Annotated in this window: 14 protein-coding genes; 10 read left to right on the top strand and 4 right to left on the bottom strand. The window is 45.7% G+C overall.

The genetic code is table 11. From position 1 onward, the window contains the following. From DCW36_RS16595 to DCW36_RS16580, 5 genes are all read left to right on the top strand, one after another. Window positions 1-320 (top strand): tyrosine-type recombinase/integrase (locus DCW36_RS16595; RefSeq protein ID WP_164891164.1); only part of this gene is annotated, 320 nt, incomplete at its 5' end. A gap of 53 nt (window positions 321-373) precedes the next feature. Continuing rightward, entirely contained in the window at window positions 374-565 is a 192-nt protein-coding gene (locus DCW36_RS16590) for a hypothetical protein (RefSeq protein ID WP_114783638.1), read from the top strand. A 953-nt stretch (window positions 566-1,518) separates the two neighbouring features. Then, the gene (locus DCW36_RS23040) at window positions 1,519-1,605 is read left to right on the top strand and encodes a hypothetical protein (RefSeq protein WP_394344816.1); all 87 of its coding nucleotides are present in this window, start codon (window positions 1,519-1,521) and stop codon (window positions 1,603-1,605) included. A gap of 21 nt (window positions 1,606-1,626) precedes the next feature. Beyond that, window positions 1,627-1,866, top strand: coding sequence for an RNA polymerase sigma factor (locus DCW36_RS22765; RefSeq protein WP_205702959.1), 240 nt, complete (start codon window positions 1,627-1,629; stop codon window positions 1,864-1,866). 85 nt (window positions 1,867-1,951) lie between these two features. Beyond that, complete coding sequence (locus DCW36_RS16580) at window positions 1,952-2,356, top strand: hypothetical protein (protein WP_114783636.1); 405 nt, start codon at window positions 1,952-1,954, stop codon at window positions 2,354-2,356. Between the two features lie 40 nt (window positions 2,357-2,396). On the opposite strand, the gene DCW36_RS16575 is transcribed toward DCW36_RS16580, so the two are convergent. The 3 genes from DCW36_RS16575 to DCW36_RS16565 form a co-directional block, all read right to left on the bottom strand. Then, window positions 2,397-4,019 carry a bifunctional metallophosphatase/5'-nucleotidase gene (locus DCW36_RS16575; RefSeq protein WP_114783634.1) on the bottom strand — a complete coding sequence of 541 codons (1,623 nt, stop codon included), beginning with the start codon at window positions 4,017-4,019 and terminating at the stop codon, window positions 2,397-2,399. A 67-nt stretch (window positions 4,020-4,086) separates the two neighbouring features. Further along, window positions 4,087-5,025, bottom strand: a complete 939-nt coding sequence (locus DCW36_RS16570) for a YeiH family protein (RefSeq protein WP_114783632.1) — start codon at window positions 5,023-5,025, stop codon at window positions 4,087-4,089. Between the two features lie 3 nt (window positions 5,026-5,028). Further along, window positions 5,029-5,421: a rhodanese-like domain-containing protein gene (locus DCW36_RS16565; RefSeq protein ID WP_114783630.1), complete on the bottom strand. Its 393-nt coding sequence runs from the start codon at window positions 5,419-5,421 to the stop codon at window positions 5,029-5,031. A 187-nt stretch (window positions 5,422-5,608) separates the two neighbouring features. Here DCW36_RS16565 and DCW36_RS16560 point away from each other — a divergent pair, with 187 nt between their 5' ends. The 5 genes from DCW36_RS16560 to yiaA all read left to right on the top strand — a co-directional run bounded on the left by DCW36_RS16560 (window position 5,609) and on the right by yiaA (window position 10,797). Continuing rightward, window positions 5,609-5,968 carry a hypothetical protein gene (locus DCW36_RS16560; protein ID WP_114783628.1) on the top strand — a complete coding sequence of 120 codons (360 nt, stop codon included), beginning with the start codon at window positions 5,609-5,611 and terminating at the stop codon, window positions 5,966-5,968. 192 nt (window positions 5,969-6,160) lie between these two features. After that, window positions 6,161-7,813: a bifunctional metallophosphatase/5'-nucleotidase gene (locus tag DCW36_RS16555; RefSeq protein WP_114783626.1), complete on the top strand. Its 1,653-nt coding sequence runs from the start codon at window positions 6,161-6,163 to the stop codon at window positions 7,811-7,813. A 168-nt stretch (window positions 7,814-7,981) separates the two neighbouring features. Next, window positions 7,982-9,040 carry a c-type cytochrome gene (locus DCW36_RS16550; RefSeq protein ID WP_114783624.1) on the top strand — a complete coding sequence of 353 codons (1,059 nt, stop codon included), beginning with the start codon at window positions 7,982-7,984 and terminating at the stop codon, window positions 9,038-9,040. A 692-nt stretch (window positions 9,041-9,732) separates the two neighbouring features. Further along, a complete protein-coding gene (locus DCW36_RS16545) occupies window positions 9,733-10,296 on the top strand; it encodes a Crp/Fnr family transcriptional regulator (protein WP_114783620.1) in 564 nt (187 codons plus the stop codon). Window positions 10,297-10,377: 81 nt separating this feature from the next. Beyond that, window positions 10,378-10,797: an inner membrane protein YiaA gene (gene yiaA, locus DCW36_RS16540; RefSeq protein WP_114783618.1), complete on the top strand. Its 420-nt coding sequence runs from the start codon at window positions 10,378-10,380 to the stop codon at window positions 10,795-10,797. Window positions 10,798-10,917: 120 nt separating this feature from the next. Here the strand turns inward: yiaA and DCW36_RS16535 are convergent, their stop codons facing one another. Continuing rightward, window positions 10,918-12,066, bottom strand: a complete 1,149-nt coding sequence (locus DCW36_RS16535) for a DEAD/DEAH box helicase (RefSeq protein WP_114783616.1) — start codon at window positions 12,064-12,066, stop codon at window positions 10,918-10,920. Window positions 12,067-12,290: the final 224 nt, after the last annotated feature.

Raw genomic sequence — 12,290 nt, 5'->3', positions numbered from 1 at the left:
ACGCTTACCTCAAGGAGATTATGGACGTGTGCGGTATCACCAAGCCTGTTACGTTCCACACCGCCCGCCACACATTCGCCACCACTGTTACGCTATTCAACGGTGTACCTATGGAGAGCGTTTCGAAGATGCTCGGCCACACCTCCATCAAGACCACCCAGCACTACGCCAAGGTGCTCGACATAAAGGTAAGCCAAGACATGGGGATACTGAGAAGTAAGTTTAGAAGCGTACCGGCAGAAGAGAATAAGTGCTGTACTAAATCCTTTGAGGTAATGGGACTGACCTTAATTGCTACAACAAGAGTTCATCAAAAATAGTATATTTGTAAAGGAGCTACTTGAAAAATGTCCCCTGCTATTAAAAAGAAAATATGCGAATACAGGCTGTAGTACGAAAGGGTCCGATGAAAGAGATAGACGAGCAGGAAGACCTGCTCTACTGGCTCAGTCGTGCTCCTAAAGAACGGATAGAGGCAGTTACTTTTATCATCTCTCAATCCCTCAAGCCGGGCCAGCGGCTCGACCGCTCTGCTGTCGTTAAGAAAAGAGTAAAGCATTCTTAGTCATTTCAATTTCTTTCTTCATAAGCAAAAGGGGATTACAAGAGGTGACCTTGGTCTGCTAAGGTAGAGGTAAAACTCTGCCGTCGCATTGCTACCATTACTACCATGCTGTTGGAATGTGGTAAACCCAAAGGGTTTTCCATATTTCAACAGTCTTATTTCAGTGTCTTCCGGAATAGAGCAATAAAAAAGCTTTCGTTGTGTGAAGTGGTGTTGCTTTTGAAAAAGAAATGAAGCCGAGTTCCGAGGCAATCTTTGGAAGGCTCTGACCAGGGGGTGGAGCCTTTTTTGTTTACAAAAATACATCTTGCTTCTCGCACTAAACCGCGAGATATAACACTTATTCGAATCGGAAATTTATCTTACACGTTGAACATTCAGGAGCAATCCAGGAAGAACATAATTGATTCTTAAAACCAATAATGCTATATTTGTTCTATAGCATTTGCAGCTAAACTGAAGCAAACAAGTGGTGCGTGATTCGGTGAGTCGCAAAACAGAAGCCACGTAAAGCATTGATAATTATCTGTTTGTGTAGGAATCACGATTCCCCTACGGACTACACAGTAACCCATAAAAACCCGCTTATTTCTTTAAATAAGCGGGTTTTTTGTTTCCAGAGTAACAAAAAAATAACAAATACGATTTTAGTATTGTTACTCCCTTCCTGCATTTTTTAGCCCGCATCAACACCATTTGATTTTCAGTATATGATGTCAAAAAAGTTTCATATTTGTAAGGTGGCAGAAGGCTAATATTCGATGGTCATTCCATTTGATAACTTAGCAACATAAAGCTCCTCCCCGGTACTGTTTCTCCTGAATAAAAAAAAGATTACTATCTCTCTAAGTTTTTCCAACTTTAGACGACTAATAGGAAAAACAAACGATTTGAAAGAGCCATTTCTTTTACTCATCACCCAGCACCAAGGCCTTATTCTCAAGGTATGCAACATGTATTGCAACACGAAAGAAGACAGAGAAGATCTGTTTCAAGACATTGTGCTCCAGCTTTGGAAATCCTTCTCTTTTTTTCAGTAGGAATCCAAAATAACCACCTGGATGTACTGGGTTGCCTTGAATACGGCTATTACCAGAGTAAGAAAAGAGACTAAAAGAGCAAGGTTTGCAGAGCTCGGTACAGAGGCCTTTAAGTTACCCGTCCTGGATGGCGATGTTGATGAGAATTTGATCCTGATGTACCAGGGCATCAGACAACTCTCCCAAGTGGAACAGGCCTTGACCCTGCTTTACCTGGAAGAGTGCAGCTACAAAGAAATAGCGGAGATCATGGGCCTTTAAGAATCAAACGTGGGTTTTAAATTAAATAAAATAAAAGCCAGGCTAAGAACACTGGTAGCGTCAGGACTTGTAAACATAGGATAATATGGAACTGGATGAATTCAAAAAACACTGGATCGCTGCCCAGCAGCAGGAAGTTAAACAACAGGCGCATAGCCCAGAAGATCTGAACAAAATAATCCTCAACTCCAACAGCACCCTCGAAGAACTACAAGAGAAAAGTAGCTTCTGGAGAACAGTGGGCAGTTGGAACAGTGTCCTTATGCTTCTACCCTTAATTGGGTATTGCACGATGCTCTATTATAAGGGGGAAGCGAGCCAAGTAATTTTAGAAAAGCTTCCGCTGATGGTCATAATCGTGGTGTTTGCCTGGTTTTCAAACTGGACTTACAAGCGGCAGGAAGAGATATTTTTTGAAACGGCAACCGGAAGCGTCAGAGAAGGGATCCGAAACACGTTAATGAATTTCAAGCGTATTACGGGAGTGTAATCCTGTCAACCTAATTCAGGACGAGACATGTGTTTTATACTTAGCGTTTAATGGTTACTTCACCCATGTTAGCAGGCTTAGTAACTGTTTTCTTTTCCTTAAGCTTTTCGATGATGAATTCGGTAAGTGGTTTATCAGTTCTTTTGATTTGCTGCCCCTTCCCTATTTCATCGTAGTTGTGCAAACCGGTCAGCAAGCCACCATGTGTTACAATTGCATAGCTTTGCGTATCGCTTACAGGCTGGTTTTTGATCATCACGTTACTGATACGCTGTCCGATAGGTTTGGTAAGATCCATTTCGTACCGGATGCCGGTTGTCTGGATAAGGCCACCCACGGCTGCCAGTTTGTTATCCGGTTTCAGGTTCTTGGCGGTTTGCTCCAGCGTTTGCTTTAGCTGCTTTCCTGTCATGGTCAGGGTTACGATCTTGGATGGGTGTGGCAGCAGCTTGTAGATCTCTTCGCTTGTCACCATTCCGGGCTTTAGAGATATACCATAGCCAACTCCCGGCATAATGGCAACATCGCCTTTATATCCTTCCAGCAGCAGATTTCCTACCAGCTTATCAAACGGACTCTCAGATTTATACTGTCTTCCGATAATGTCTTTGCTTTCCACTACGTTTTCCTCTAGCTTGCTCAGGTGTGGTTTGCGCAGTTCGTCTACCAGTGCCTGCACCTTTTGGTCTGGCTGCAATTTGTCGTTCCAAAGCCAATGGTAATGCGTTTTCACATCTGCCAGTTTGTTGCCAGCCATGATCAGCTCTGCATCGCCAAGTACTGCGTCGTCAGACAGTGCCTGTACTACATAGGTCTGGCCAATCTTTTTGCGCGGCTCCAGTATATCGTGGCTGTGGGCTCCGATAATTAAATCTATACCTTCCACTTCGCGGGCCATTTTGTAATCCACGGCTGTACCTTCATGCGAAAGCACCACCACTACATCGGCTTTCTGGCGTAGTTCGGGCACATACTTCCGGGCAGCTTCCTGCCCTACCATAAAGCGTAGCCCTTTCACATTATCCGGGTTACCCGTTTTAGGTGTGTTGCGATAACCAAGCGCCAGCACGGCCACCTTTACGCCATTTAGCTCTTTAACCAAGTATGGCTCCCCGAACACAGGCTGCTGCGAACTCTCATCTATGATGTTGGCAGCACGCATCGGGAACTTGGCCATCTGCTCCAGCTCCCGCGTTCGCTGCAAGCCATAGTCAAAATCATGGTTGCCAAGTGCCATCAGGTCATAGTTGAGCGTGTTCATCAGGCGTATCATGGCTTCGCCTTTGGTAATGTTGCCCAGCTGGTCATCCCCGAATGTATCGCCGCCATCCAGCAGCAGCACGTTACCGGCACCTTTCTCGCTTCGCACCTTTTCTACGGCGCTGGCCAGATAGGCAAAACCACCAATCTTTGCTGCCTGGTTAAACGTGATGAGCGTGTCGCGACCTAGGTCGCCGGTTTGGGCAGTCGCGTTACCGGTTGTTGTCAGGAAAGGCATATAGGTGCCATGCATGTCGTTGGTATGCAGAATATGAATAGACTTCTGCTCCTGCTCCTCTGCTAGGCTTGTTCCAGTTGATGTTTGGGCTGTGTTTGTACAGGCAGCGGCAAGTATAGCCGGCGCAACTAAAAAAGGAATGCCTATATGTTTTCTTAAATTCATTGTTACAAAGGTTTAATGATGAGACAAGTACCTGTACATGTTAAATAAGTACGTACTGCCAGTTTCTTTATGTTACATAGTAAACCGCTATCAGCGCACCTGTTGCTACTAGCAGCCAAAGCACTATCCCCTGCAGGAAAGGCCTTATACTGATGGTTCTGAGCAAAGACAGGCTGATGCCCGCACCGGTCAAGAACAAACTGATGGTCAAGCCTTTTCTGGCCAGCATCGTCAGCCAGCCGTATACTTCGCTCAGGCCACTCAGAAAGGTGCTGAAAAGGGATGCCACTAAAAAGAAAAGTATAAACTTCGGGAAGCTGGCTTTTCCTTCAGATTTGAACAAAAACCCAGTGATCAGCACCATCGGCAGTATCCAAAGGGCACGGGTAAGTTTAAGGGTAGTGGCTATTTCAAGGGCTTTTTCACCGAACTGTGTTGCTGCCCCAACTACCGAGCTGGTATCATGTATGGCAATGGCGGCCCAAATACCAAACTGCTCCTGCGAAAGCTGCAACTGTTTACCCACTACCGGGAAAATAAACATTGCCAGTGCATTTAAGATAAACACCACGCCAAGCGCCACCGATATTTCTTTTTCAGATGCTTTAATAGCCGGAGCCACAGCCGCAATGGCGCTTCCCCCACAAATAGCAGTACCCGCCGAGATAAGATGGTTCAGCTTCTTTTCCACTCCGAATAGCTTCGCTAGTAGTAGCCCAACCACCATCGTCACGATAAGGGACAAGGCAGTATAGAAAAAACCTGTCAGGCCGGTTTCGGCTACCTGGTACACGTTAATGCCAAAACCTAGGCCTACCACCGATGCCTGAAGCGAGTACTTGGTAACCTTGCTAAGTTTTGCCGGATACGGATTATCGAAAATCAGTCCTAAAAGTATACCTGTAAATAAAGCTATCGGGGCGCTGATGTAGTCTGTTACCGCAATCAACAACAGCACCAGCCAGAAAAAGCTGAGATGTATGATTCTTTTATCTGATATTTCCATAGTTTAGTAAGTTTGTATGCCTTCAGCTCTAAGGGCATCAAAACCTACAGTTGCGTTATAAAGGTGTTTGAAATTGTTGTTTTGCATGACAGCAGTTGCCCTGCCGCTTCTGTTGCCCGATTTACAGTATAGCAGGTAAGTGGAGGCGGTATCCAGTTTTGCTATTTCCTGCTCAAAACCCGGGGAAGTATAATCTATGTTGATGGCACCTTCTAAATGACCTTCCTGAAATTCGTACAGTGTTCGTACGTCCAGTACCACAATTTCCTTTTCAGAATCGATTAGTTGTTTTACTTCTGTTGCTGTTAAGTTTACTTTTCTGTCTCCTGTATCCTGCTGACAGCCGGCAAAGGCAAAAAGCAGAACAATAGCAATCGCGTTAATCCAATTTCTCATGGTTTTTGTTAAGGTTTAAGCTGCAATTATTGTTCTGTTTGCAAGAACACACTTTTCGGAAAGAGTCAGTGTGACAATAGTCACCGATAGTTAATCGGAGTTTTGTTTGCTTTGTAAAACAGAACAGCGCAACTGTAGCGTTATTCCCTTAAAAAGGCATTTGAGAAACTACCTGCACATATGGGCCATGCTGATGTTATTTATACATCTCTCGACGCTGACCGGCATCAGCTTCGTGCCTATGGAACGTGCAGGTGTGTTACTGAAAAAGGTTTGCTTAAAAAAAGAAACGAAAAAACAGTTACTGGCACCTACTGCTAAAACTTTTATTAGCAAGCAGCTGCTAAACAAAGTGCCGGACACTAAGAACAAGTCGGAAGAAGGTACTGTAGAAGTGCTTTGCTCAGTCAAGTTACTCTGCACCGCCGCAGCTGATAATTTAATTTTTATACCCTTATACCCGGACTTTGAGAAATCCGGTTTTGACCAGAGCAGCTATTACTCCCCTGGCATTTACTTAGAGCCCGATCCACCCCGGCTTAGCTAATTTCTTTCCGTTTGTTGCAGCACAAGGTAGTTTATACACCTGTTTTGCCTGCATACTTCACTCGCATGCCTGTTCATGTTAGTGTGTTGTCTCTTTCTAACGGAGGCATTTCTATTCCGGAATCGATCACCACAACTGGGTAAGCCTATAACGTTAGGCACAATCCTGTACTACTATTTAACAACAGAAGCCATGAAGCTAAACTTCAAAAAACTTATACTTTCTGCCTTACCGGTAATTGGTTTGGCTGCGGTAACTTCCTGCCAGACTGCGGGGCAAAACGAATCAACAACCAATAACGATGGTGCTGAGACCATCACCATACTTCAGACAGCAGACATCCACGGACAGCTGATGCCCCACCAGGAAATGTTTGTCGAGAACGGAGAATTTGTGTTTAAAGAGCGCGGCGGCGTAGCCAACATACAAACACTCTTTAAGCAGGTGAAATCAGAAAATCCCGAAGGTACCGTAATCGTTGACGGTGGCGACCTTATCCAGGGAAGCGCCGTGGCAGCCCTGTCGGAAGGTGATGCGATTGCCCCCGTAATCAAAGCGATGGAGTATGACTTCCTGATCCCGGGGAACTGGGAAGTGATCTTTGGTAGCCAGAAAATGCGCAGTGTGCTGGCATCATATGGCAAACCGGTAGTGTGCGCAAATATTTACGACGAAGCTACATCCACCATGCTCTACCCTCCTTACATCATTAAAGAAATGAAAGGCGTTAAGCTGGGCTTTATCTCCTACAACGACCCAGAAGTACCGGTGCGCCAGAACCCTGTATTTAGCAAAGGGCTAGTTTTTAAGGGTCTGGAAGATAATATGCAACCGCTTATCAAAGAGCTGAAGGAAGAAAAAGGAGTAGACATCCTGTTTCTGGTAACGCACCTGGGCATCTCCAAGCAAATTTACCTGGCCGATCAGCCTGAGAATGAAGGCGTTGATTTTATACTTGGCAACGACACGCATGAAAGAATCCGGAAACCACTAAAACGCAAGTATGCGCAGGTAGTAGAGCCAGGCGGATTCGGTTCTTTTGTTGGTCGCCTGGACCTGGAAGTAAAGGATGGCAAGGTAGTGGACCAGCGCTACGAATTGATAGATGTAGACCCTAAAGTGTACCCAGCTGATCCGGTTGTACAGAAAATTGTGGACGAACAGATGGCGCCATACAAAGAGCAAATAAGCCGTGTGTTAGGCTATACTACTACCCCACTCTACCGTTACCTGGTAGTTGAGAATGCACTGGACAACATGATCACGGACGCCGTTCGCTGGAAAACCGGTGCTGACATTGCTATATCTAACGGTTTCAGATTTGGTACGCCTATCGTGCCTGACGAATCAGGAAAAGCGCCTATTACCTACAGCGACGTTTGGAACATGCTACCTGTGAACGAGAATGTAAAAACAGGTAAGGCAACCGGCCAGCAGATAAAAAACTGGATGGAGCAGGAACTGCATAATGTGTTCGCCGAGAAGCCGCTGGAGCGCTTCGGGGGTTGGGTGGTTCGTTTCTCCGGAATGGAGCTTACTTTTAAAGCAAATGCACCTAAAGGAGAACGTGTGCAGTCTATCACGGTAGGTGGTAAGCCACTAGACTTGAAAAAGGAGTATACCATGGCTGCCTGCCGCCGCACCGGTGAGCCAGACCACGTACTTTGCCGCATGCCAAATGCGAAAGACCCTAAAGTGCTGGATTATACAGTACACGATGTAATTGAAGAGTACCTGAAAACCAACGGCACTGTGTCTCCAAAAATTGAAGGAAGAGCCAAAGCGCTTGACCTGGAGTCGCCGGTACTTTCGCAGTTGCCTAACGTGGATTACACTTTCAGATAAGGATGTTAGTTTAGTGTTTGTTTCTGAGCAGGGGGTTTATACTTCCTGCTCTTTTGCTTTAGGTACACATCAAAATACTTCTAATATCTTTTGTTGTGTGACATATATCACAGAATTCTATGTATATAATGGATAGCTTGTACTGTAAATCATCATGCCTTATTTTCCATGAAAAGAAATCAGGAACAAGACTTCGGGAGCCTGTTGGTAAAGCTCTCCAGTTTGGTCGGAATAAGTACCTTCGTAACCATTCTGCTGGTAGTTATAGTTGTTATTTTACGGGTAACACCAGTTCATACTTACCTACCAGACCTTGCACAGGTATTTACAGATAGTACATCAAGCGAACCCGCTGCCCCGGAAGTTGAAGATGATATGTGGAAGGCTCCTGACCTGGCATCGCTACCAGCCAACCCTAAAGGCAATCAGATTCGCTACGGCCGTGAACTGGTAGCACATACGGCAGAGTACCTGGGGCCAGAGGGTAGCGTATTACACATCTCCAACGGCCTTAACTGCCAGAACTGCCACCTGGATGCGGGCACCAAAACCTTCGGCAACAACTACTCCCGTGTAGCTACCACATACCCTAAAGTCAGAGCCAGATCAGGTGTGGAAGAAGACGCAGTAAAACGTGTGAACGACTGCTTTGAACGCAGCCTTAATGGCCAGCCGCTAAAGGCGGACTCCAAAGAGATGCAGGCAATGGTAGCCTATATAAACTGGGTCGGCAAGGATGTAACAAAAGGGGAAACTCCTAAAGGCTCCGGTTTAATTGAAATTGAAATGCTGGACCATGCTGCCAGCCCCGAGTTGGGCAAACCGATCTACGCACAGAAGTGCCAGGTTTGCCACGGAGCCGACGGGCAGGGTATAAAAGGTGAAGGAAGCGCAGAGTATACATACCCGCCGCTTTGGGGAGAACATAGCTACAACGACGGGGCCGGCTTGTACCGTATCTCTAATTTTGCCAAGTATGTGAAAGCCAACATGCCACTAGGAGCTACCTACGACAAACCACAACTAACCGACGAAGAAGCCTGGGATCTGGCGGCCTACGTAAACTCTATGCCGCGTCCTAAGAAAGACATTGGCAAAGACTGGCCGGACATCTCCAAGAAGCCATATGACCATCCTTTCGGACCATATTCTGATGGCTTTAGTGAAGAACAGCACAAGTATGGACCGTTTAAAGATATTATTGCAGCAAAGCAACAGGCGAAGTAAGCCGTAGTATAAGCCAAAAAGTTTATGCGTTAGCCTGCTGAATCGTCACTGATTAATAGATGTCTTTACACTTAAATAAACCGACTTAACTACAAGGGAGAATCTTCTGACCCAAAAAGCCATTCTCAAAAACACTGGGAACAGTATGCATCCGTATAGTATAGTAAGTAAAAGGGGCTGACTATGAACCAGAATACCACTACAGCAAGCAACGACAAAAGCCTGATGCAGATGATAATATATGGTCTGCTAACAAAACTAGTACTGGTTTCTGTACAGTTCATATATGTGGAAATGTTTGTAGCCACTGGCGCTGAGGATAAGGTTGATTTCTCTAACCAATATATGAGGGAGTGTAATTTAAACTGTGTCAGTTTAAATTACACTCCCGACTGGACTTACCTTTATTATTTGGTTATAACAAGTGCTATATAAAGCAGGAGCTGTAAATACACTACTCTCCTACTTGAAAATATGTATCTAAAGCCTCAAAATCTTTGTGGAAAAAGTTCGATAATTCACTCCTTCGGTCTACACAAAAGCCTCTCAGTTAACGCTGAGAGGCTTTTTTTATGCAATTTTGTCCCGTCCTGAAATAGGTTGACAGTTATAATTTCTGATGCTTATCTTAACTTTACATCCTCCTTTTTTTCTAACAAAGAAATTCCAACCTAAAGGTAAAAGAGTTTTGAATGAATAGCCTATTCAATTGCATATCACAATATTACCCCATTTCTTCAGAAGCCTGGGAGGCTCTTGCCAAAGCTTTAACGAGGGTGGAGATCTCACGAAATTCTTTTCTTATACAGGAAGGAATGGTTTGCAGTAATCTGTACTTTCTTGAAAAAGGTTGTTTACGAGGATATTATAATCTGGATGGGAAGGAAATTACCTATTGGTTTGGCTTCGAAAATAACTTTGTTACTTCTTTTTATAGCTTCATTTCCCGAAAACCGGGTGTAGAAAACATACAAATCTTGGAAGACTCCACCTTATGGGCTATTCGTTTTGAAGCCCTGAACCAGTTGTTCGATTTGCATCAGGACCTCGAGCGCCTTGTGCGGATCATAAATGAGCAGTACTACATAAGACTGGAAGAGCGGCTAATGGCCATGCAGTTTAAAACGGCCCGGGAGCGGTATGAACAACTCATGGAAACCTCACCACATATTCTTCAAAGAGTCTCTCTCGGGCAAATTGCTTCTTACCTTGGCATTAGTCAGGAAACATTGAGCAGGATAAGAAGTCAGGTTTAATATTTCCCTTTTTTGACAATTGTCAAAAGAAAGGATTGGGGGTTGGTCTACCTTTGATTCATCACTTAACAAAAGGTAAAAATGAATCAGAAACCATCAATCGCATTTATTGCAGCCTCCTGGGCCACTTTACTTACGGGTATTACAGCTTACATCATCGGGCTGTGGAATGCCGAAATGCTGCTGAACGAAAAGGGTTATTATTTTACCATACTCATGTATGGCTTGTTCTCAGCAATCTCTCTCCAAAAAAGTGTGCGCGACCAACTGGATGGCATTCCTGTTACCCATATCTACTATGGTCTTAGTTGGTTTTCTACCATTCTGGCGTTGGTCCTGCTGGCAGTGGGGCTTTGGAATGCCGATTTGCTCCGCAGTGAAAAAGGTTTTTACGCAATGTCCTTTCTACTTAGCCTTTTTGCTGCTATTGCAGTTCAGAAAAACACAAGAGACAGTTTAGGGAAAGACGAACCGGCTAAAAGTATTGTAGAGAAATATTAATTGTGTGGCAGTATTTTATACCTGTACCACATTACCCTTGTCAGCTTTCGCAAATTGCTCCCTTTTCTTTTCTGCCCCTGCCACCACAGCCACTGCGCTTCTTCCGGGACTTCTATTTGGCTAGAACCCCTGCAGATCCGCGTCGTCGCTTGTTAGCATCTCCACCTTTTTGCCCATCTTTTTCTGGATGATCTTGAAGTGGTGCTCGTCTTCGGGCGTGATCAGGGAAATGGCTTCGCCGGCAGCTCCGGCACGGCCTGTTCTTCCTATCCGGTGGACGTAATCTTTTGGGGAACGCGGCAGGTCGTAGTTTACCACGAAAGGCAGGAACTTGATATCGATGCCGCGTGAGGCCAGGTCGGTTGCCACCAACACGCGCAGCTTTCCGGTTTTAAATCGCCGCAGGGCTTCTGTACGGGCACCCTGGCTTTTATCGCCGTGCATCGCCATCGCCTCCAGCCCGTTCTTGTTGAGCTTGATCACCAGGTTATTCGCATTGCGGATACTGGACACAAACACCAGCACCTGCTCCATATTTTCGTTCCGGATGAGGTAGCGCAGGAAAGGGCCTTTCCGTTCGGGACTGACGCGGTAGGCTACCTGCTTTATCAGGTCAAGCTGGTTTTCCTCCTGCTGCGCTTCAACGGAAATCACAACCGGGTCGCGTAGCAGTTTCGCTTTGATGGCCTTTACATCCTCGGCCAGTGTGGCCGAGAAAAGCAGGTTTTGCCGCTTTTTGGGCAGGAGGGCAAAGATGCGGCGCATTTCATCCTCAAACCCCATGTTCAACATTTTATCCGCTTCGTCGAGCACCAGCACCTCCACCTCTGACAGGTGCAGTGCATTGTTGTCTACCAGGTCCAGCAAACGACCGGGTGTTGCCACCAGAATTTCGGTTCCGCTCAGCGCCATCATCTGCGGGTTAATGCTGACACCGCCATACACCGCCAGCGTTTTTACCCGCCGCTTCAGATGGGTGCTGAAACCCTGGAAAACAGTGGCAATCTGCAAGGCCAGTTCGCGGGTAGGCACCAGCACCAGCGCTTTTATGTAACGTTTTCTTGCCAGTTGCTTTTCCTGAAACTGCTGCAGCAGGGGCAACGCAAAACCTGCTGTTTTCCCGGAACCGGTTTGCGCAATACCCAGTACATCGCTGCCCGCTAAAATGGCCGGAATAGCCTGCTGCTGAATAGGAAAAGGCTCCTGGTAATCTTGTTCTTTGATAGCTCTGAGTAAAGGAGCAGCTAAACCGAGGTCAGAAAAATCCATAAGCGGGTTAAAGTGTTGGTGGTGCGCAAAGGTACGGTTATAAAAGCAAAGCACCGATACGATCCGACTGATTGGTTTCAGGTAGTAACTTATGTTTAGCTTAAAACTTACTTAACTGACGTTACGCAAAAAATTACAAAAGCAGGAGTTGTCCCCCTTTGAAGGGGGTAAGGGGGATGACGCACGTACTGCGAAGAAATTCAGGTTCTACAGCCAGTACAAAA

The organism is Botryobacter ruber (genome assembly GCF_003347595.2).
In the GTDB taxonomy this organism is placed as follows: Bacteria; Bacteroidota; Bacteroidia; order Cytophagales; family Hymenobacteraceae; genus Pontibacter; species Pontibacter ruber_A.
The sequence above is the reverse complement of the archived record's forward strand: the minus strand, read 5'-3'. Positions and strand labels throughout refer to the sequence as shown.

Coding starts and splice junctions, on each gene's coding strand:
- DCW36_RS16590 (WP_114783638.1), top strand. CDS start 374: ATGCGAATACAGGCTGTAGTACGAAAGGGTCCGATGAAAGAGATAGAC.
- DCW36_RS23040 (WP_394344816.1), top strand. CDS start 1,519: ATGTATTGCAACACGAAAGAAGACAGAGAAGATCTGTTTCAAGACATT.
- DCW36_RS22765 (WP_205702959.1), top strand. CDS start 1,627: ATGTACTGGGTTGCCTTGAATACGGCTATTACCAGAGTAAGAAAAGAG.
- DCW36_RS16580 (WP_114783636.1), top strand. CDS start 1,952: ATGGAACTGGATGAATTCAAAAAACACTGGATCGCTGCCCAGCAGCAG.
- DCW36_RS16575 (WP_114783634.1), bottom strand. CDS start 4,019: ATGAATTTAAGAAAACATATAGGCATTCCTTTTTTAGTTGCGCCGGCT.
- DCW36_RS16570 (WP_114783632.1), bottom strand. CDS start 5,025: ATGGAAATATCAGATAAAAGAATCATACATCTCAGCTTTTTCTGGCTG.
- DCW36_RS16565 (WP_114783630.1), bottom strand. CDS start 5,421: ATGAGAAATTGGATTAACGCGATTGCTATTGTTCTGCTTTTTGCCTTT.
- DCW36_RS16560 (WP_114783628.1), top strand. CDS start 5,609: ATGCTGATGTTATTTATACATCTCTCGACGCTGACCGGCATCAGCTTC.
- DCW36_RS16555 (WP_114783626.1), top strand. CDS start 6,161: ATGAAGCTAAACTTCAAAAAACTTATACTTTCTGCCTTACCGGTAATT.
- DCW36_RS16550 (WP_114783624.1), top strand. CDS start 7,982: ATGAAAAGAAATCAGGAACAAGACTTCGGGAGCCTGTTGGTAAAGCTC.
- DCW36_RS16545 (WP_114783620.1), top strand. CDS start 9,733: ATGAATAGCCTATTCAATTGCATATCACAATATTACCCCATTTCTTCA.
- yiaA (WP_114783618.1), top strand. CDS start 10,378: ATGAATCAGAAACCATCAATCGCATTTATTGCAGCCTCCTGGGCCACT.
- DCW36_RS16535 (WP_114783616.1), bottom strand. CDS start 12,066: ATGGATTTTTCTGACCTCGGTTTAGCTGCTCCTTTACTCAGAGCTATC.